This window comes from Pseudomonas sp. 10B238, assembly GCF_000970615.1.
Taxonomy (GTDB): domain Bacteria; phylum Pseudomonadota; class Gammaproteobacteria; order Pseudomonadales; family Pseudomonadaceae; genus Stutzerimonas.
In genome coordinates, this window is the sequence record NZ_KQ033928.1 from 178,027 (window position 1) to 198,036 (window position 20,010).

The 20,010-nt window shown below is 62.6% G+C and carries 19 protein-coding genes; 9 read left to right on the top strand and 10 right to left on the bottom strand.

The features are described 5' to 3' along the window. Positions 1 to 48: 48 nt before the first annotated feature. Both RT21_RS03110 and RT21_RS03115 read left to right on the top strand, forming a co-directional pair. Positions 49 to 564 (top strand): dihydrofolate reductase, encoded by a 516-nt coding sequence (locus tag RT21_RS03110; RefSeq protein WP_046161571.1) that lies wholly within the window; start codon positions 49 to 51, stop codon positions 562 to 564. Between the two features lie 93 nt (positions 565 to 657). After that, positions 658 to 1,380: a YitT family protein gene (locus RT21_RS03115; protein ID WP_082082100.1), complete on the top strand. Its 723-nt coding sequence runs from the start codon at positions 658 to 660 to the stop codon at positions 1,378 to 1,380. 4 nt (positions 1,381 to 1,384) lie between these two features. Here RT21_RS03115 and RT21_RS03120 read toward each other — a convergent pair whose 3' ends face one another. After that, complete coding sequence (locus RT21_RS03120) at positions 1,385 to 1,840, bottom strand: metallophosphoesterase family protein (RefSeq protein WP_046161572.1); 456 nt, start codon at positions 1,838 to 1,840, stop codon at positions 1,385 to 1,387. A 104-nt stretch (positions 1,841 to 1,944) separates the two neighbouring features. Between RT21_RS03120 and RT21_RS03125 the strand changes: the two genes are divergently transcribed. Continuing rightward, entirely contained in the window at positions 1,945 to 3,063 is a 1,119-nt protein-coding gene (locus RT21_RS03125) for an NAD(P)/FAD-dependent oxidoreductase (RefSeq protein ID WP_046161573.1), read from the top strand. On the opposite strand, the gene RT21_RS03130 is transcribed toward RT21_RS03125, so the two are convergent. Further along, on the bottom strand, positions 3,064 to 4,452 hold the full coding sequence (locus RT21_RS03130; RefSeq protein WP_046161574.1) for a uracil-xanthine permease family protein: 1,389 nt from the start codon (positions 4,450 to 4,452) through the stop codon (positions 3,064 to 3,066). Positions 4,453 to 5,093: 641 nt separating this feature from the next. On the opposite strand from RT21_RS03130, the gene RT21_RS03135 reads away from it, so the two are divergent. Next, complete coding sequence (locus tag RT21_RS03135) at positions 5,094 to 6,827, top strand: DUF4153 domain-containing protein (protein WP_046161575.1); 1,734 nt, start codon at positions 5,094 to 5,096, stop codon at positions 6,825 to 6,827. Positions 6,828 to 6,869: 42 nt separating this feature from the next. On the opposite strand, the gene ilvD is transcribed toward RT21_RS03135, so the two are convergent. Beyond that, positions 6,870 to 8,708, bottom strand: coding sequence for a dihydroxy-acid dehydratase (gene ilvD, locus RT21_RS03140; RefSeq protein ID WP_046161576.1), 1,839 nt, complete (start codon positions 8,706 to 8,708; stop codon positions 6,870 to 6,872). Positions 8,709 to 9,187: 479 nt separating this feature from the next. On the opposite strand from ilvD, the gene RT21_RS03145 reads away from it, so the two are divergent. Beyond that, the gene (locus RT21_RS03145; RefSeq protein WP_046161577.1) at positions 9,188 to 10,036 is read left to right on the top strand and encodes a poly(ethylene terephthalate) hydrolase family protein; all 849 of its coding nucleotides are present in this window, start codon (positions 9,188 to 9,190) and stop codon (positions 10,034 to 10,036) included. 61 nt (positions 10,037 to 10,097) lie between these two features. Here RT21_RS03145 and RT21_RS03150 read toward each other — a convergent pair whose 3' ends face one another. Further along, entirely contained in the window at positions 10,098 to 11,294 is a 1,197-nt protein-coding gene (locus RT21_RS03150) for a class I SAM-dependent rRNA methyltransferase (protein ID WP_046161578.1), read from the bottom strand. A 187-nt stretch (positions 11,295 to 11,481) separates the two neighbouring features. After that, positions 11,482 to 12,021 carry a type 1 glutamine amidotransferase domain-containing protein gene (locus RT21_RS03155; protein ID WP_046161579.1) on the bottom strand — a complete coding sequence of 180 codons (540 nt, stop codon included), beginning with the start codon at positions 12,019 to 12,021 and terminating at the stop codon, positions 11,482 to 11,484. A 174-nt stretch (positions 12,022 to 12,195) separates the two neighbouring features. Here RT21_RS03155 and RT21_RS03160 point away from each other — a divergent pair, with 174 nt between their 5' ends. The 3 genes from RT21_RS03160 (at position 12,196) to RT21_RS03170 (ending at position 14,340) form a co-directional block, all read left to right on the top strand. Then, the gene (locus RT21_RS03160; RefSeq protein WP_177327052.1) at positions 12,196 to 13,005 is read left to right on the top strand and encodes an HDOD domain-containing protein; all 810 of its coding nucleotides are present in this window, start codon (positions 12,196 to 12,198) and stop codon (positions 13,003 to 13,005) included. Positions 13,006 to 13,061: 56 nt separating this feature from the next. Further along, on the top strand, positions 13,062 to 13,874 hold the full coding sequence (gene mutM, locus RT21_RS03165) for a bifunctional DNA-formamidopyrimidine glycosylase/DNA-(apurinic or apyrimidinic site) lyase (protein ID WP_046161581.1): 813 nt from the start codon (positions 13,062 to 13,064) through the stop codon (positions 13,872 to 13,874). Positions 13,875 to 13,998: 124 nt separating this feature from the next. After that, entirely contained in the window at positions 13,999 to 14,340 is a 342-nt protein-coding gene (locus tag RT21_RS03170) for a hypothetical protein (protein WP_045423621.1), read from the top strand. A gap of 253 nt (positions 14,341 to 14,593) precedes the next feature. On the opposite strand, the gene RT21_RS03175 is transcribed toward RT21_RS03170, so the two are convergent. From RT21_RS03175 to RT21_RS03195, 5 genes are all read right to left on the bottom strand, one after another. Then, positions 14,594 to 14,845, bottom strand: a complete 252-nt coding sequence (locus RT21_RS03175) for a YfhL family 4Fe-4S dicluster ferredoxin (protein ID WP_045423623.1) — start codon at positions 14,843 to 14,845, stop codon at positions 14,594 to 14,596. Between the two features lie 138 nt (positions 14,846 to 14,983). Continuing rightward, positions 14,984 to 15,466 carry a pantetheine-phosphate adenylyltransferase gene (gene coaD / locus RT21_RS03180; protein WP_045423625.1) on the bottom strand — a complete coding sequence of 161 codons (483 nt, stop codon included), beginning with the start codon at positions 15,464 to 15,466 and terminating at the stop codon, positions 14,984 to 14,986. Between the two features lie 105 nt (positions 15,467 to 15,571). Further along, entirely contained in the window at positions 15,572 to 17,167 is a 1,596-nt protein-coding gene (locus RT21_RS03185; protein WP_046161582.1) for a GMC family oxidoreductase, read from the bottom strand. A 41-nt stretch (positions 17,168 to 17,208) separates the two neighbouring features. Next, positions 17,209 to 17,745 (bottom strand): hypothetical protein, encoded by a 537-nt coding sequence (locus tag RT21_RS03190; RefSeq protein WP_046161583.1) that lies wholly within the window; start codon positions 17,743 to 17,745, stop codon positions 17,209 to 17,211. 24 nt (positions 17,746 to 17,769) lie between these two features. Beyond that, positions 17,770 to 19,200: a coniferyl aldehyde dehydrogenase gene (locus RT21_RS03195; protein ID WP_046161584.1), complete on the bottom strand. Its 1,431-nt coding sequence runs from the start codon at positions 19,198 to 19,200 to the stop codon at positions 17,770 to 17,772. A 132-nt stretch (positions 19,201 to 19,332) separates the two neighbouring features. Here RT21_RS03195 and RT21_RS03200 point away from each other — a divergent pair, with 132 nt between their 5' ends. Continuing rightward, positions 19,333 to 19,992 carry a TetR/AcrR family transcriptional regulator gene (locus RT21_RS03200; protein ID WP_046161585.1) on the top strand — a complete coding sequence of 220 codons (660 nt, stop codon included), beginning with the start codon at positions 19,333 to 19,335 and terminating at the stop codon, positions 19,990 to 19,992. Positions 19,993 to 20,010: the final 18 nt, after the last annotated feature.

Here is a 20,010-nt window from a genome sequence, read left to right on the forward strand (position 1 = left end):
ATCTGGCGGCGCTGACTGCTCCGCCGGCGCTCTGTTATTCTCGCCGCCATGAATCAGACCTCACTTCCCCTCGCTATGATCGCGGCCATGGCGGACAACCGCGTCATCGGCCTCGATAACACGATGCCCTGGCACCTGCCGGCCGACCTCAAACACTTCAAGGCGATGACTCTTGGCAAGCCGATCATCATGGGGCGCAAGACCTGGGATTCCCTCGGCCGCCCATTGCCGGGTCGGCTGAATCTGGTGGTCAGCCGCCAGCAGGACCTGCAGCTCGACGGTGCCGAAACCTTTACTACGCTCGACGCTGCGCTGGTTCGCGCGGAGCAGTGGGCGCGCGAGCAGGGTGTCGAGGAGCTGATGCTGATTGGCGGCGCGCAACTCTACGCCCAGGCATCGGGGCAGGCTCAGCGCCTCTACCTCACCCGAATCGATGCGGCCCCTGAAGGCGACGCCTTTTTCCCCGCCTTCGAAGAAGCCGAATGGCAGTGTACCGAGAGCCAGTCACATCCTGCCGAGGGCGAGGCGCCCGGCTATCGCTTCGAGACCTGGCAGCGTCGCTGACCCGAGGCATCCCCAGGCTTCCTTGACCGACGCCAAGTCCTCGCCTGGCGTCAGCTTCTATGCTTTCCCTCCGCTTCTCACGAGACACCTTTCATGCAGAACGACAAACAGGGCGCAGTGCAACGTGGCGTAGTGCAACGTGGCGCAGCGGACGCGGACGTCAACCAGCGTGACGCTGAACGCGAGGACGCGGAGCAGGCGGAAACCATCGCCGCGATCTTCGTCCGCCATCCGCTCTGGGAGGATGCGCTGGCGCTACTGCTGGGCACCGCGATGGTGGCGTTGGGCATTGCCTTCTACAGCCATGCCGGGCTATTGACTGGCGGCACGGTCGGTCTGGCGTTTCTGCTCAAGTATTTCGCTGGCTGGCCCTTCGGTCTGGTGTTCTTCACGCTCAATATCCCGTTCTACCTACTGGCGATCTGGCGCATGGGCTGGAGCTTTACGCTGCGCACCATCATTGCGGTGGGTCTGGTGTCGCTGCTGGCCGAACTGACACCGAACTGGATTCGCTTTGCCGAGCTGAACATCTATTACGCCGCGCTGTTCGGCGGCTTCGCCATGGGCGTCGGGCTGTTGATGCTGTTCCGTCACCGCGCCAGCCTCGGTGGCGTCAACATCCTCGCGCTGTTCCTGCAGGAGCGCTTCGGCCTGCGCGCCGGGACCTTCCAGATGGGCATCGATGCGCTGATCGTGCTGGCGGCGGTGTTCATCGTGCCGCTGGATAAGGTTGCGCTCTCGGTGCTGGGCGCGGTGGCACTGAATCTGGTGCTGGCAGTCAATCACCGCAGCGATCGCTATATGGGCGTCAGCTGAGCGATTAACCCAGCGTCACTAGCTGCGCACGCGGCTGGCCGTCCTCGATGTCCAGCAGGGCCAGGCTGATAGGCAGTGTGAAGCGGCGACGCCCGGCGCTCCCCGGGTTGAGGTAGAGCACGCCGTTGACCTGCTCGATCTTGGGCTGGTGCGAGTGCCCGGCGATGACCACGTCGACCCGCTCGGCGACCGGGTCGATCCCCATCGTCTTGACGTCATGGGTGACGTGGATGCGCAGCCCGCCGATTTCCAAATCCAGGTGCTCCGGAACCGCTGTGGCCCAATCACCGCTGTCGACATTGCCACGAATGACGTCCAGTGGCGCCAGCTCGCGCAACCTGTCCAGGACCTCGGGTTTGCCGATGTCACCGGCATGGATGATGCGCTCGCAACCCTGCAGCGCAGCGATGGCTTCAGGGCGCAGCAGGCCGTGGGTGTCGGAGATGACGCCTATGCGCATGGTGGCTCCCTTTTTCATGAGTGTATGGATGTTGGGCAAGCGAGGCTTGGCCGCGGTTCGATCTTGCGGCAGTCTGGCGCTCGCCTAATTGCAGGGGAGCGGGAATGGAGCAGGTCGATTGTGTGGTCATCGGTGCTGGCGTGGTGGGGCTGGCGGTATCGCGTGCACTGGCCCAGGCCGGACGCGAGGTCCTGATACTGGAAGCTGAGTCAGCTATCGGTACGGGCACCAGTTCGCGCAACAGCGAGGTCATTCACGTCGGCATTTACTATCCACAGGGTTCGCTGAAGGCGCGGCTGTGCGTGGCCGGGCGCGATGCACTCTATGCGTTCTGCGACAGTCACGGCGTGCCTTATCGGCGTTGCGGCAAGTTGATCGTCGCCACCGATGAGTCCCAATTGGCGGGGCTCGATGCGCTACAGGCTCATGCCCTGGCCAACGGCGTCGACGATTTGCGCAGACTCCATGCGGACGAGGTGAAGACGCTGGAGCCGCAGCTCAATGCCGTGGCTGGATTGCTCTCGCCGAGCACTGGAATCGTCGACAGTCACGCCTTGATGCTGGCGCTGCAAGGCGATGCCGAAGCCGCGGGCGCGCTGTTGGCGCTGCATGCACCGGTCACGGCAATGGCGGTGATGGACGCGGGGTTGCGCGTCGAAGTCGGCGGCGACGCGCCCATGACGCTGCTTGCCGCCAGCGTCATCAACTGCGCCGGTCATGCCGCGCCTGAGATCGCTGCGCGCACGGCGGGGCTTGCCGCCGAATCGGTGCCGGCGCGCTACTTCGCCAAGGGCAGCTATTTCAGCCTGTCGACTGCAACTCCTTTCCACCATCTGGTCTATCCGTTGCCCGAGCCTGGCGGGCTGGGCGTGCACCTGACACTGGACCTCGGCGGTCAGGCGCGTTTCGGCCCGGACGTGGAGTGGGTCGACGGCCTGGATTACACGATGGATGAAAGTCGCGCTGACGGTTTTTATGCCGCCATCCGCCGTTACTGGCCGGGATTGCCCGATGGTGCGTTGCAACCGGCGTACACCGGCATTCGCCCGAAGATCAGTGGACCCGGCGTACCGGCTGCGGATTTCCGTATCGACGGGCCGGCCGAGCATGGCGTTGCGGGGCTGGTGAATCTGTTCGGCATCGAATCGCCAGGACTGACCGCTGCCCTGGCGATCGCCGACGAGGTCTGCCAGCGCCTCGCTCAGGAGGCGCGTACCAGTTGATCAGACCGGGTCTTGCTCTGTGCTTGCCGGCGACTCGGGCAGGAACCAGTTCATCACCAGGGCGCAGATGCCGCCGGTTGCGACGCCGGATTCAAGCACGTTGCGCAGCTCGCCCGGCAGGTTTGCCAGGAACTCTGGTACCTGGGAGAAACCCAGGCCCAGTGCCAGCGAGACCGAAATGATCAACAGCGCGCGCCGGTCCAGCCTGATGCCCGCGAGGATGTTGATGCCCGCGGCCGCTACCGCACCGAACATCACAATAGCGGCGCCACCCAGTACGGGCTCGGGCACGGCCTGCAGCACGCCTGCGACGGCTGGGAACAGCCCGAGTATCACCAGCATGACTGCGATCCACATGCCGACGTAGCGGCTGGCGATCCCGGTGAGCTGAATGATGCCGTTGTTTTGGGCGAACACCGAGCTGGGAAAGGTATTGAAGAAGCCCGCCAGCAGCGAGTTGGCACCGTTGACCAAGACACCGCCCTTGATGCGCTGCATCCACAGCGGGCCCTCCACCGGTTGGCGTGAGAGTTTGCTGGTGGCGGTGATGTCGCCGATGGCTTCGAGCGAGGTGACCAGGTAGATCACCACCATGGGGATGAACAGACTCCAGGAAAAGCCGAGGCCAAAATGCAGCGGCATCGGCACTTCGAACAGTTCGGCTTCGTGCATGCCGGTGAAATCCAGTCGGCCCAGATAGGCGGACAACGCATAACCGATGGCCAGCGCGATGATGATGGCGCAGCTGCGCATCCACTGCACCGGCAGGCGGTTGAGCACGACGATGGCGCTCAGCACTACGCCGGAGAGCAGCAGATTCTCGCGGCTGGCGAAGCTCCCGTCACCCATGGCGGCGTAGCCACCGCCCATGCTGATCAGCCCGACTTTGATCAGCGTCAGGCCGATCATCAGCACCACGATGCCGGTTACCAGCGGTGTGATCAGCCGCTTGATGAACGGCAGCACGCGCGAGACGCCCATCTCGATAAAAGAGCCGGCAATCACCACACCGAAAATCGCCGACATCACCGCTTCGACCGGCGTGCCCTGCTTGACCATCAGCACGCCGCCAGCGATCAGCGGGCCAACGAAGTTGAAGCTGGTGCCTTGCACGATCAACAGTCCCGCACCGAGCGGGCCAAAGCGTTTGCACTGGACGAAGGTGGCGATGCCGGAAATCACCAGCGACATGGACACGATGATATTGGTGTCGCGTGGAGATACGCCGATGGCTTGGCAGATCAGCAACCCGGGCGTGACGATCGGCACGATGATCGCCAGCAGATGCTGCAAGGCGGCGAGAAAGGCGATCCAGGGACGGGGGCGGTCGTCGAGGCCGTAGACCAGGTCGTTACGAAGCTCGTCGGGGGAGGACTTCAGCGCGCTCATGGCATGCTCCAGCAAAAAAGAGCGCGATTCTACGTGGCAGCATCGATGGGGCACAGCTGAACCTGTCGGCTGATGACGCGGGTCTGATCGCGAGCGAGCTCGCTCCTACGAAAAGCGGGACGGCCAGTGGCTGACGGCTGTACTCAGATAGCCAGCCCCCTGTAGGAGCCAGCTTGCTGGCGATCCGGGCTCTCCCGCAGCATGAGTCTCAGCGCTTGATCGCGAGCGAGCTCGCTCCTACGAAAAGCGGGGCGGCTGGTCGCTGACGGCTGTGCTCAGATCGCCAGCCTCTGTAGGAGCCAGCTTGCTGGCGATCCGGGCTCTCCCGCAGCATGAGTCTAGCGCTTGATCGCGAGCGAGCTCGCTCCTACAAAAACCGGGATGGCCGGTCACGGAAGGCTGTACTCAGATAGCCAGCCCCCTGTAGGAGCCAGCTTGCTGGCGATCCGGGCTCTAGCGCAGCATGAATCTCAGAGCTTGATCGCGAGTTTGCATGCTCTTACGAAAAGCGGGACGGCCAGTGGCTGACGGCTGAATTACCTGCCAGCCTCACGGGCGCAGCGCGGCATGTTGAGACTCAGACGTTGCAACCGCATCATCTGCGCCTGACCGCGCTGCCACGACTTCCTGAAGGAAAAATCATGCAACCAGTAATTGAGCAGCGACCCCTGATGGTTTATCTGGCGGTGGGTCTGTTGCAGGGCCTGACGCTATGGATGGCCGGCGAAAGCTGGCCGCACGGGTCTGTCTGGCGGTCCCTCTGTTCCGCCCTGATTGTGTTGGTCGTGGTGGGGGGCTGGCAGCTGCAGATGCTCTGGGGGCAATTGCGCGAGGCGGATCGCTGGAAACTGCTGCTCCCTGCGATTCTTTTGCCCGCAGCGTTGGCAGCCTGGCTTGGGGTTCAGTTCGATCAGCCGCGCTGGTATTACTTCGATGAAACGACCGGCACGCTGCTGCTGTGGAGTCATCTGGCATTGGCCTACATCCTCACACCCTTCATCCAGGCTCGTGACCCTGCGCATCGCTGGCGCTTCGACTACAGCGCGCTCTACCGTCACGCCTGGAACAACGGTTTGCTGCTGTTCATGGCGCTCGTGATGCTTGGGGTGTTCTGGCTGTTGATCTGGCTCTGGGCGGGCCTGTTCAGCATGCTTGGGGTCGATCAGTTCAAGCGGCTCTTCAATTCGTCCGGCTTCGTCTGGGTCGCCAGCGCGACCGTTGTCGCCGCCGGGCTGCGCATCGGGCTGGAACGTGGCCAGGTCATCGATGCGTTGCGCAACGTGCTGCAGGCCATGTGTCGTTTTCTGCTGCCGTTGACGGTGGTGATCCTGCTGCTGTTCGTGGTCTTCCTGCCTTTCACCGGCCTTGCTCCGCTCTGGGCGACACGCCACGCGACGCCGATCTTGCTGGCGCTGGTGTTCGCGCATATCGCACTGCTCAACGGGGTGGTGCAGGACGGGCTGCAGAGGTCCCACTACCCGCGACCCTTACGGTTGCTGGCGGATGCCAGTTCGCTGTGCCTGCCGTTACTGGCTGGCCTCGCGATGCATGCGTTGTGGCTGCGGATCGACCAGTACGGGCTGACGCCGGATCGCGTGTTGGCTGCGCTCCTGGCGCTCGTAGCGATGGTGCATGGCCTGGCACTGGTGAGAGCAGTGATCCGACGTGATGCCGCGTGGCTGAGCGGGCTCCGACAGAGCAACCCGCCTCTGGCACTGTTCGCCGCCTGCCTGTTGGTGCTGATGCATGTGCCTGCGCTGAGCCCCCTGCAGCTGAGCGCGGCCAGTCAGTATCAGCGTCTGCTGAGTGACGAGGTGCCAGTCGAGCGAACCGACATGGGCGCGCTTCGCTTTCAGCTGGGTGAGCCGGGACGGCGATACCTGCAAGCGCTGCGTCAGCAACTAGGCGAGCGTTGGGAAGACGAGGCTCGGCGCACGGGCCTGCAAGCCGATCTGCAACGGCTTGATAAGGCGGACCACTATTGGGCGTGGAAACGCGAGCAGGAGGTCGCAGCCGCGCCGCCAGTGCCCTGGATTGGCGAACCTGTAACGGATGAAGATGGCTCGTTGGCACGTGCCGTCAGCAATCAGGGATGCTTAGCAGAGTGTCGGTTGTTTGCAGTGGATCTGGATCGGGACGGCCAATTCGAAGTGCTGCTGCTCCGCGGCGAGCCTCGTGTGGTGCCAGTGCTGGGACGGATTGCTGCGGGAGGCTGGCGTTGGCTTGGCCAGCTGCGCGTCACCGCAGGCGCGCTGCCGGAAGGCGAGGCGCTAGGCGAGCTTCTTGATAGGGGTGAGTTCGAACTGGTCGCGCCCCGCTTCAGCGCGATCGAAATTGACGGAGTTCGGCTGGAACCGGCCATCGGCGAACCATGAAAAAGCCCGGCGCGAAGGCCGGGCTTGTTTTACAGCGATGGATCAGCCGTCCAGCATTGCCTTGTTGCGCACCGCGCCCTTGTCGGCGCTGGTGGCGAGCAGGGCGTAGGCCTTGAGCGCTGTTGTCACCTTGCGCGGGCGCGGGGCGGCAGGCTTCCAGCCTTTCTTGTCCTGCTCGATGCGGCGGTGGGACAGCTCTTCATCACTGACCTGCAGCTGAATGCTGCGGTTGGGGATGTCGATCAGCACCTTGTCACCGTCACGTACCAGGCCGATGGCGCCGCCCGCAGCGGCTTCAGGCGAAGCGTGGCCGATGGACAGGCCCGAGGTGCCGCCGGAGAAGCGGCCGTCGGTGAGCAGGGCGCAGTCCTTGCCCAGTCCCTTGGACTTCAGATACGAGGTCGGGTAGAGCATTTCCTGCATGCCCGGGCCGCCTTTCGGGCCTTCGTAGCGGATGATGACGATGTCACCGGCCTTCACTTCGTCATTGAGGATGCCCTTCACGGCGCTGTCCTGGCTTTCGAAGATCTTGGCGGTGCCTTCGAAGACATGGATGGATTCATCCACACCCGCGGTCTTCACTACGCAGCCATCCAGGGCGATGTTGCCGTAGAGCACGGCGAGGCCACCTTCCTGCGAATAGGCGTGCTCGACGCTGCGGATGCAGCCTTCGGCGCGGTCCAGGTCCAGGGTGTCCCAGCGGGTCGACTGGCTGAACGCCGTCTGCGTTGGGATGCCGCCCGGGCCTGCCTTGAAGAAGGTGTGTACCGCTTCATCCTGGGTCTGGGTGATGTCCCATTGGGCGATGCCTTCAGCAAGCGTCCGGCTGTGCACGGTGGGCACGTCGGTGTGCAGCAGGCCGCCACGGGCCAGTTCGCCGAGAATGGAGAAAATGCCGCCAGCGCGGTGCACGTCTTCCATGTGGTACTTCTGGATGTTCGGCGCGACTTTGCACAGCTGCGGCACCTTGCGTGACAGGGCGTCGATGGCGCGCAGGTCGAAGTCGACCTCGGCTTCCTGAGCCGCAGCCAGCAGGTGCAGGATGGTGTTGGTGGAACCACCCATGGCGATGTCCAGGGTCATGGCGTTCTCGAACGCCTTGCGACTGGCGATATTGCGCGGCAGCACCGATTCGTCGCCTTCACCGTAATAACGCTGGCACAGCTCGACCACGGTACGGCCGGCGCGCAGGAACAGCTGCTCGCGGTCGCTGTGGGTCGCCAGGGTCGAACCGTTGCCAGGCAGGGCTAGCCCTAAGGCTTCGGCCAGGCAGTTCATCGAGTTGGCGGTAAACATGCCGGAGCAGCTGCCGCAGGTCGGGCAGGCGCTGCGCTCGTATTCGGCGACCTTCTCGTCGGAGGCGCTTTCATCGGCAGCGATGACCATGGCGTCGACCAGGTCCAGGCCGTGGCTGGCGAGCTTGGTCTTGCCGGCTTCCATCGGGCCGCCGGAGACGAACACCACCGGGATGTTCAGGCGCAGCGCAGCCATCAGCATGCCAGGGGTGATCTTGTCGCAGTTGGAGATGCAGACGATGGCGTCGGCGCAATGCGCGTTGACCATGTACTCCACCGAGTCGGCAATGATTTCGCGCGAGGGCAGCGAATAGAGCATGCCGTCGTGGCCCATGGCGATGCCGTCGTCGACCGCGATGGTGTTGAATTCCTTGGCTACGCCGCCGTGCTTTTCAATCTCACGGGCGACCAGCTGGCCCAGGTCCTTCAGGTGCACGTGACCGGGCACGAACTGGGTGAAGGAGTTGGAGATGGCGATGATCGGCTTCTTGAAGTCTTCGTCCTTCATGCCGGTGGCACGCCAGAGCGCGCGGGCACCGGCCATGTTGCGGCCGTGCGTGGAAGTTTTCGAGCGGTAATCGGGCATGACGGTTCCTGCGGCTAATCAGCGGTTCGAATAGTGCTTATGGTGAGCGTCACCTGTGCCGCGTGCAACGGCAGGTGACCGTGCGTGCGGAGGGGCCGATCGAGGCGGGGTATCGCTCGGGCGGCCTGGGCTCATGGCCCGCCTGGGGATGATGGCGAGGAATAGCCCGATTCTACGCGCGTTCCTGTCGGCGAGCCAAACGGCGCGATTACCGAGGCTCATGCTGCGTTGAGTCAAGCGCATCAACACTGAAGCTAATGATGAATTATTCAGCCGGGGCGAAGCGCAGCCGTTCGTCCGCTGCACGGGCGCATCAGGTGGCGCGGTGGTTTTCGCTGGCTAGGGTTGATTCGGGCCGACTGGCCACCCGCTCTGCCGATGGTTACGCGGGAAACATAGGAGGTGCAGTGCGTTCGACTCACATCGCGAGCTGGTGCGAACGTCCATACACATGATCAGAACAACAAGAGGAAACACACATGCTGGACATCAAACTTAGCGGCATTGCCGCTGCACTGGGCCTGGCGATCTGCGGGTCTGCCTTGGCTGCGCCGCTGCCGGATACGCCCGGCGCGCCCTTTCCTGCGGTATCGAACTTCGAGCGCTCCGGTCCCTATGCCACAACCAGTCGCAGCGAAGGCCCGAACTGCCGCGTCTACCGTCCCAGTAGCTTGGGGCAGAACGGCGTCCGGCATCCGGTAATTCTTTGGGGTAACGGTACCGGGACCGGGCCGACTGCGTATTCGGGCCTCTTATCGCACTGGGCCAGCCATGGATTCGTTGTCGCAGCGGCGGAGACGTCCAACGCCGGGACTGGACGGGACATGCTGGCCTGCCTCGACTACCTGGTACAAGAGAGCAATCGCACCTATGGCACTTACGTTGGCGTGCTTAACACCGGTCGGGTCGGCACGTCAGGTCATTCCCAGGGCGGCGGCGGATCGATCATGGCTGGGCAGGATGATCGGGTGAGCGTGACCGCGCCAATCCAGCCCTACACCATCGGGCTGGGGCATGACCCGTCGTCGCAGCGAAATCAGAAGGGGCCGATGTTTTTGATGTCAGGCGGGGGCGACACCATCGCGTTTCCGTACCTCAACGCGCAGCCGGTCTACACACGGGCCAATGTGCCGGTGTTCTGGGGTGAGCGGCGATATGTCAGTCACTTCGAGCCGGTCGGCGACGGTGGAGCCTACCGCGGACCCTCAACGGCGTGGTTCCGCTATCACCTGATGGAGGATGAAACGGCGCGCAGCACCTTCTATGGTCGCTTCTGCGGGTTGTGCACCAGCTATCTTTGGACCGAGCAGCGCAAGGGAATCGAGTAAGGCGGTTAACGAAGCCCCGCACGCGTCTTGGTGTGGGGCTTCGTTCATCTGGCGACAGCTATCAGCTGTTAGGGAGGATGCGACAGGTGATGCTTTTGATATAGCGGGTCTCGGGGATCGCTGGATGCACCGGGTGATCCGGGCCCTGCGATCCCCGCTCGAGCAGCTGGATGTTGCGATCCAGATGGCGGGCGCTGCCGAGCAGGATGTTCTGCAGGTTGTCTTCCTCAAGGTGCATCGAGCAGCTGGCGCTGACCAGGATGCCGTCCTTGTTCAGTAGACGCATCGCGGTTTCGTTGAGGCGACGGTAGGCGGCTTCACCGTTCTTGATGTCTTTTTTGCGCTTGATGAAAGCGGGCGGGTCGGTGATGACCACGTCGAAGCGTTCTTCGGCGTTCTTCAGCTCCCTCATCGCTTCGAAGGCATCGCCTTCCACGCAGGTCATCTTCTCTGCAACGCCATTGAGCGCGGCGTTGCGCTCGACGCCATCCAGCGCGAACGCCGAGGCATCGACGCAGAACACTTCACTGGCGCCGAAGGCGGCGGCCTGTACGCCCCAGCCGCCGATGTAGCTGAACAGGTCGAGCACGCGCTTGCCTTTCACGTAGGGCGCCAGGCGTGCGCGGTTCATGCGGTGGTCGTAGAACCAGCCGGTCTTCTGGCCCTGCAACACGGGTGCTTCGAACTTGACGCCGTTCTCTTCCAGCGCAACCCATTCCGGCACTACTCCGAACGCGGTATCGACGTAGCGCTCCAGCCCTTCGGCATCGCGAGCGCTGGAGTCGTTCTTCCACAGCACACCGCGCGGCTCGAGCACCTGGACCAGGGCTTCGAGCACGGCATCCTTGTTGCGCTCCATGGTGGCGGAGGCCAGCTGAACCACCAGATGGTCATGGAAACGATCCACCACCAGGCCCGGCAGCAGATCCGAGTCACCGTAGATCAGGCGGTAGCAAGGTTGATCGAACAGGCGATCGCGCAGCGACAGTGCGACCTGAATGCGATGGACCAGCAGCGACTTGTCCAGGCTGTGCTTGAGGTCACGTGACAGCAGGCGCGCGCAGATCAGGTTGTTCGGCGAGACGCCGACGATGCCCAGCGGCTTGCCTCCCGCTGCTTCGAGGATGGCCTGATCACCAGCGGCAAAACCGCTCAGCGGCGTGGCTGCGGTGTCCACCTCATTGCTATAGACCCACAGATGGCCGGCGCGCAGGCGGCGGTCGGCGTTGGCTTTGAGGCGCAGGCTGGGCAGGCTCATCGGGAGGCTCCGGGAAAAGGGCGCGATTATAGGCCAGAGGGCTGACAAAAGCGCTGGCTGGATGGAGGAGGGCGTTGGGGTTAGCCGTCGCTGCTGGGAGCAGTTGCCCCAGCAGGCGGCTCAGAAGAGGCATCGGCCTGTCGCGGTCGACCGGTATTCGCGATGCCTCGGCGTTACCTAGGTGGCGTCAGGCCGCGAGGGCTTTGATCAGCGCTTCGTTGAACGCCGGGATGTCGTCCGGCTTGCGGCTGCTGATCAGATGGCCGTCGACCACGACCTGCTCGTTGACCCACTGCGCGCCAGCATTCTTCAAGTCATCGGTCAGCGACGGCCAGCTGGTCATCTTCTTGCCTTTGACCAAGTCAGCGGAGGCCAGCAACCAGGCGCCATGACAGATCACAGCTATGGTCTTGTTGGCGCGTGCCGCATCGCGAACCAGCTCCTGGGCCATCTCGTCGGTGCGGATGGTGTCGGAATTCACCACGCCGCCCGGAAGCAGAACGGCGTCGTAGTCTTCCATGTGAATGGTGTCGAACGTCTTATCGACGTGAAACTTAGTGGCGGGCGTGGTGTGGTTCCAGCCGGTCACTTCGCCGTTCGATGACGAAATGATCTCGGCGGTCGCGCCGGCTTTTTCCAGCGCCTCCTTTGGCCCAGTCAGCTCGACCTGCTCGAAACCGTCTGTCACCAGGATCGCGATGCGTTTGCCTTTCAGGGAATCGGCCATTTCGTTTTCCTCCTCGTCGGATTTCAAATTGATCTACTTGAAATCCGACCGCCATCTCGGCCAAAGTTCGCACTCTTTTCTTGGTGGCCTTGTGCTATCGACAAGGCTGAGCCGCTTTCTATGTCCATTGAACTCACCGACGAGCAGATCCGCAGCGTGCTGCAGGGGATCAGCGTGCCGCCGCAGCCGCAGATCATGGTCGACCTGCAGATGGAGCAGGTCATGCCTGATCCCGACTTGCGCGCCATTGCCCGCCTGATCAGCCAGGATCCAGGGTTGTCCGGCGCCTTGCTGAAAACGGTTAACTCACCGTTCTTCGGCCTCGCCAACCGCATCGCCTCGATCCAGCAGGCCGTCAACCTGCTGGGTTGCCGTTCAGTCATCAACCTGATCAATGCGCAATCGATCCGCGGCGAGCTGACCGATGCGGCGATCGTCACGCTCAACCGTTTCTGGGATTCGGCGCAGGATGTGGCCAGCACCTGTCTGGCGTTGGCCAAGCGCATCGGTCATCCGGCGCCTGACGAGGCCTACACGCTCGGTCTGTTTCACAACTGTGGCATCCCGCTGATGCTGACCCGCTTTCCTGGCTATATGAGGGTGCTGGAGGAGGCCTACGCCAGTGTCGGTGCCGAAACGCGCATCACAGATGTCGAAAACCGGGCGCTGAATACCAATCATGCGGTGGTCGGGTATTTCGTGGCGCGCTCGTGGAAGCTGCCGCAACACTTGTGCGAGGCCATCGCCAATCACCATAACGCGCTAGCGCTGTTCAACGATGAATGGAGCGACCCTCAAGTCAAAACGTTGCTGGCGATCCTGAAGATGGCTGAGCACATCTGCGCCTGCCATCGTGTACTGGGCGATCAGCCGGAGGACCATGAGTGGGATGCCGTGGCGCAGCTGGTGCTCGAATACGTTGGCCTCTCCGAATACGATTTCGAATGCCAGCGCGACATCATTAGGGAGCTGGGTGTCGGCTGACCGGGCCGTGCGTTAGCTGCTAAGGTCGCCTGCCGTTCCCTTCTCGATTTGCCTGTATGCCCGAACTCCCAGAAGTCGAAACCACCCGCCGCGGCATCGCTCCGCATCTTGTCGGCCAACGTGTCAGTCGGGTCATCGTGCGCGAGCGACGGTTGCGCTGGCCGATCCCGGAGGATCTGGACGTACGGCTGTCCGGCCAGCGTATCGAGTCGGTTGAGCGGCGCGCCAAGTACCTGCTGATCAAGGCTGAAGTGGGCACGCTCATCGCGCACCTAGGCATGTCCGGCAGCCTGCGGCTGGTACCGGCTGATCTTCCAGTGGGCAAGCACGAGCATGTCGACATCGTGCTGGAGTCCGGAATGGCGCTGCGCTACACCGACCCCCGCCGCTTCGGCGCCCTGCTGTGGAGCGATGATCCGCTGAGCCACGTGCTGCTCGCCAGCCTGGGCCCGGAGCCGCTCAGCGACGCGTTCGACGGAGAGCGTCTGTATCAGATGTCACGTGGACGCAGCATGGCGATCAAGCCGTTCATCATGGATAACGCGGTGGTGGTCGGCGTCGGTAATATTTATGCGAGCGAGGCGCTGTTTGCTGCCGGAATCGATCCGCGGCGAGCGGCCGGTGCGGTGTCGCGGGTGCGCTACCTGAAGCTGGCTGTCGAGATCAAACGGATCCTGGCCTATGCCATCGAGCGCGGCGGCACCACGCTGCGCGACTTCGTGGGGGGCGATGGCAAGCCGGGTTACTTCCAGCAAGAGCTGTTCGTCTACGGTCGGGGCGGGGATTTTTGCAAAACCTGTGGCTCGACCCTGCGCGAAATCCGCCTCGGCCAGCGTGCCAGTGTCTATTGCGGACGCTGCCAGCGATGAAAAACCGATCAGCCATGCACTGCGCAGGCATTGACGGTGTTCACGATCAACAACCGGCGGCCACTGCTATAGTGACGCTCACTACAATCATCTGCCTCGTTTCGCCCAGCTGAAGGACCACACCATGAATCTGTTTCGCTCCACTGCTGTTGTCTTGGCCCTGACTACAGGTCTGCTGACGATGCCTGTGCAGGCGCAATCGGTACAGCAGAACGCCAGCGGCGATCCGATGTACACCGTCGAAGCCCCGAAAGCCTTTTCCATCGTTGGCGATCTGCTGATCGCCCGTCCGCTGCTGATCGCGGCCACTGTCGTCGGAGCCGGCCTGTTCGTCGTGAGCCTGCCGTTCAGCGCCATGGGCGGTGGCATCAAGGAGACGGGGCATGCGCTGGTTGTTGAGCCAGGTGCCGCGGCCTTTGCTCGCTGCCTGGGTTGCACCCGCGTCGGTTATAACCGCCAGGATTGATCCCGCAGTTCAGCTTTACCGGGTCGGCGGTTTATCCGATTCGCTCTACGGCCTCGCCGCTTCATCGCGTGCGGGGTCGTGTCGTTTTCGGCTGTTGTGTTTCTAACGTGCTGCGCAGCCAGCAGCTACCTTGTGGCATCAACAGCTCAGCAGCCGTGGTCGACTTGAAGCCTCACCCACGGTGGTTAGGCAGCTCTTGCAGCGGTATGGAATGACGGGCGTCCTCACCTTCAAGGCGAGGTCGGAAGGTCGATCAGGCTTTGCCAGTGATGATCATGTACTTCTGCATCAGCTCATCCTTGCTCTCGACATTGCTTTCATCGAGCGGGATGCAATCCACCGGGCAGACTTGTTGGCACTGCGGTTCGTCGTAATGGCCGACGCACTCGGTGCAAAGATTCGGATCGATGACGTAGATTTCCTCACCCTGGGAAATCGCGCTGTTCGGGCACTCGGGCTCGCACACGTCGCAGTTGATGCAGTCATCGGTGATTATCAGGGACATCCAGCTAACTCCAGCTGCAGCATCGACCGCAGCATAGGTAAAAACGATGCGCCAATTTTGCCGCATCGACTCGCCCGGTGCACGCGGCAGTGCTCACCCTTCTGTCGGCAATCATCCGCCGCGCGAAGGCTGGCTGCTTCAGCGCGAGGCGTAGCGCTCGGTCAGCGCCTTCATCACCGAGGGGTGGACGAATTTGCTGACATCGCCACCGAGTCGGGCAATCTCGCGGACCAGAGTCGAGGAAATATAAGAGAACTTTTCAGACGGGGTCAGAAACAGGCTTTCCACGTCCGGGACGAGCTGGCGGTTCATGTTGGCCAGCTGGAATTCATATTCGAAGTCCGAAACTGCCCGCAGGCCGCGCAGCAGCACGTTGGCCTTCTGCTCGGTGACGAAGTGCGCCAGCAGCGTGGAGAAGCCCATGACCTTGACGTTCGGCAGATGCGAGGTCACCTCCTTGGCCAATGCGACGCGCTGCTCGAGCGGGAACAATGGATTCTTGTTGGGGCTGGCAGCGACGGCAATGATGACTTCGTCGAACAGGCGCGAGGCGCGCTCGACCAGGTCGGTGTGGCCCATGGTGATCGGGTCGAAGGTTCCCGGATACAGCACTCGATTCATCGCGGCGTCCTGACGCATGCGTGGGGGGTGGATGGTAGCGGCTCGGCGTCGGCAGCGTAAAGCATCAAAGCGGATGGCTGCGGAATGTCAGCACAACGAAGCCGTTCACGCATTTTTCAATCGTTCGGCCAATTGACTCGAGAGTTTCGCGGCGAGGCCGTAGATGGATAACTGCGGATTGGCCCCGATGCTGGTGGGAAACAGCGAGCCGTCGTGGATCGACAGGTTTTCCAACTGATGGTGCCGGCCAAGGCTGTCGGTGACCGCCTGGCGCGGGTCTTCGCCCATGGCGCAACCGCCCATCACGTGAGCACTGCCGAGCCGGGTGCGATATAGCTCGAGATTCAGCCCGTCGATCATCTGGCGCGCTTGTCCGAGGTTGGTCGCATGGCTGGCGTCGTTGTGCAGTGGCAGGACCGTTCTGGCGCCGGCGGCAAACTGGATTTCCGCCATGCTGTGGTAGGCACGGCGAATGCCATCCCAGGTGTAGGGAGTCATCCGGTAGTCGAGTGTGGGCGTGCCGTCGCTGCGCAGCTGGACCTGCCCTTCGGCGCTCTCCGGGTGAAAACCGTCGCGCATCAGCGCAATCATCGCGTTGGTATGTGGCAGCTGCTCCATGCGCCTGGCGTTGTCGATACCGGCGCGGCCAAGCAGCGTCGCGGCCAGGGCCGGATGGATGGGCGGTACTTCAAGCTTGTAGGACATACGCCCGCGGGTGCCATCGTCCCATTGGAAATGGTCGGAATAGATTGACTGGGGTGCGCCGTAGAACGGGTTGATCACCTTTTCAAACTGTGCGGCGGAAAAATTCACCAGATGAAGAAAAGTGCGTTTTCCGACGCGCTGGTGCGGGTCGGGCGCATCCGAGCGCAGTAGGATGGCGGGCGTGTTGATGCCGCCCCCGGCGAGGATGTAGTGACGTGCACGTACCCTAATCTTGCGACCTGTTGGCGCAACGCTGCGCGCATCCATGGCGAGGCACTCCAGTGCGGTGACGCGGCCCTTGTCCACCATAAGACGGTCGGCGCGGGCGAGGTAGAGCAGCTCGCCGCCAGCATCCAGTGTGGCCGGGATGGCTGTCACCAGCATTGATTGCTTGGCGTTGGTCGGGCAGCCCATGCCGCAATAGCCCAGATTCCAGCAGCCTCGCACGTTGCGCGGGATTACCGCCCAGCTGTAGCCGAGTGCGGCGCAGCCGTCGCGGATCACCTGATTGTTGGCGTTGGGCGGCAGTGGCCATGGCTCGATGCCCAAGCGCTGCTCCATGCGCTCGAACCAGGGCGCCATGCTCTGTTCGGAGAGGTTCTCGACGGCGTGCTCGTGGGCCCAGTGCTCCAGTGTGGCGGCTGGCGTGCGGAAGCTCGATGTCCAATTCACCAGGGTCGAGCCGCCGACAGCGCGGCCTTGCAGAATGGTGATGGCGCCGTCCTTGCTGGTCCGTCCGATTGCCTCCTGGTAGAGCGAGGCGTAGGCGGCGGGTTCCTGCATGTCGAAGTCTTGGCTGCTGCGTAACGGGCCTTCTTCGATCAGCAGCACCTTGTAACCGGCCGCGCTGAGGAACTCGGCGCTGGTGGCACCACCGGCCCCGCTGCCAACGATGGCGATATCGGCGTCGAGCGTGATGTCCTTCTCGAGTCGAGAACCGTCATGGGTTTTCCAGCCGCGGGCGATACCTTCGGCAAAGGGGTCGGTGACAGGCATTTCGGTTCCTCAGGTCGGGCGAGCGGTCTTCGTGTCCATCGCTAGATGACCGGCGGGCCGGGATACCCGCAGTGGCGCCAGGATTCCGGTCGGCCATACCACGCCATCAGAATCATCTGCTGAAGCGAGGCATGACCCTGCCGCAATAATGCAATCGGGCTGTTTTCCCAGCGCTGCAGAAACGCCTGAATCTCGCCGTCCTGCGCCTGCTCCCAGCCGCCCCAGACACCGGTCAGCGGACCGCGGGTGAGCGGCAGACTCAGCAGATCGAACAGCTGCGAAACTTGTTTCGATACGGCGGGTGGCAAGTGGGCGAGCCCCTCGTCAAGGCTCGTCAGGGTGCCCCGCACGGCGTCGGGCATGCTCGATTCCGGGACGGCGCCTTTAAGGATGATTGGCGTCAGGCGACGCAGCACCGGCAGGTCGCTTTCGCGCAACTGTACGAAGCCAGCAGCAGAATGCTCGGCACTGCAACCGGACAAACTGCCGATCAGGCCAGCGCTGGCGAGGGCCGCGCTGCCAAACAGGCCGACCCTGAGAAGGCTGCGGCGGGAAAATGGTCGCTCGGTATTGATCATTGTTGTTGTCACCGGCTGCGTTTCTCAGCGCACGAAGAGCTTGTAGACCAGTTTCTGCAGCGCCTTGCCGTACGGGGGATAAATCATTCGCGCGGCATTGAAACGTTGCTTGATGAAGACGCCTTTGGCCTTGCTGAAGGTGAGGAATCCATCGTGCCCGTGGTAATGGCCCATTCCCGACGGACCAACGCCCCCGAACGGCAGATCATCTTGGGCGACATGCAGCAGCGTGTCGTTGAGGCAGACCCCACCGGAATGGGTGTGACGCAGCACATGGCGTTGCTCGGCTCGGTCATACCCGAAGTAGTACAGCGCCAGCGGTCGGGGCCGTGCATTGACATAGGCGAGGGCCTGACCGATCTCGTCATAAGGCACCACTGGCAGCAGCGGTCCGAAGATCTCGTCCTGCATGACCTGCATCTCATCGGTGACATCGAGCAGGAGGCAGTGCGGCATTCGCCGTTCCTGGCCTTGCTCGAACAGCGGCAGCAGGCGCGCGCCCTTGTCCTGGGCGTCGTCCAGGTAGCCCTGCAGCCGCGCATGCTGGCGCCGGTTGATGATCGAGGTGTAGTCGGGATTGTCTGCCAGCTGTGGGTAAAAGCGCCGAACCACCTTTCGATAGGCCTCGACGAACTCATCGATGCGTGGCCGGGGTACTAGCACGTAATCCGGCGCAACACAGGTCTGCCCGGCATTGAGCGTCTTGCCAAACGCGATCCGCTCGGCCGCATCGGCGAGCGGCACGTCGGCCGAGACGATCGCGGGCGACTTACCGCCCAGTTCGAGCGTCACTGGCGTCAGGTTTTCCGCGGCCGCTCGCATCACGTGCCGGCCAACGCTGGTGCTGCCTGTGAACAACAGGTGATCGAAGGGCAGCTTTGAAAAGGCGATACCCACATCTGCCTCGCCGAGGACAACCGCGACGTGATCGTCAGGAAAGATTTGTGCGAGCAGATCCTTGAGCAGCTGACCGGTGGCCGGCGTGGACTCGCTCATCTTCAGCATCACCCGGTTGCCGGCAGCCAGTGCGCCGATCAGCGGGCCGATGGCCAGATACAACGGGTAATTCCACGGCACGATGATGCCGACCACACCGAGTGGCTGGTAGACGACGCGGGCGCTGGCGGGCTGAAAAGCCATGCCCACACGACGCCTAGAGGGCTTCATCCAGCGCGTCAGGTGGCGTTTGGCGTGTCGAATGCCATCCAGGCTGGGCATGATCTCGGCTAGCCGCGTCTCGTCTGCCGAGCGGTTACCGAAGTCCTCACTGATGCCATCGATCACCGGCTGCTGATGACTGGCGAGCAAATCGTGGAGCGCCTCCAGCCATTGCAGACGATCAGCGGCAGTAGGGCTGGGATAGACCTGAAAAGCGCTGCGCTGACGCTCGAATAACGCCTGCAAATGCTCGGCTTCGAAATGGCTGGGATGCGGATACACGGCGTCGGCAAGCACTAGAGGCGCTCCGGAAAGGCGACAGATCGACGATTTCTAGAGTAAAAACTCTAAAGTGTCAAACCTGTGCGCAGCCCCGATGGCGGGTTACCTTTGCGTTCCGGCTTTAGCACGACGAAAGTAGCTTTCTGCATGTCACCCAAACCGAGCACCCGCGAGCGCATCCTGCAAGCGAGCCTGGAGCTGTTCAATGCTCAAGGCGAGCGCAGCGTGACCACCAACCACATCGCTGCACACCTGGAGATATCGCCGGGCAACCTCTATTACTATTTTCGTAACAAGCAGGCGATCATCGCCGAGCTGTTTGATCGCTATGAGCGAAATGTCGATGGATTTCTACAGCTGCCGGAAGGACGGGCGCTGACCATCGAGGATAAGACCCGCTACCTCGAATCGCTGCTTTCGGCGATGTGGGATTACCGTTTTGTGCACCGTGATCTTGAGCATCTTTTGAGTGGCGACGACCAGCTTGCCGCACGCTATGAGCTGTTTGCCAAGCGCCACTTGCTGAGTGCGCAAACCATCTACCAAGGCTTTGTCGATGCCGGGATCCTCCGGATGACGCCGGCTCAAGTTGAGGCGCTGGCCGTCAACGCATGGATCGTCATGACCTCCTGGGTGCCTTTTCTCTGCACGTTGGGCGGAGGCGAGGACAGGGGCATGGACCGAAACATGCTGCGCCGAGGCATTTTTCAACTGCTGGCGCTCGAGGAGGGCTTTGTGACAGACGAGGCTCGTCCGGCCGTTTCAGGCTTGCTGGCGAAATTACACGCCCCGATCCTGCCGGGATGAGCTGTGGGCAAGCGAAGC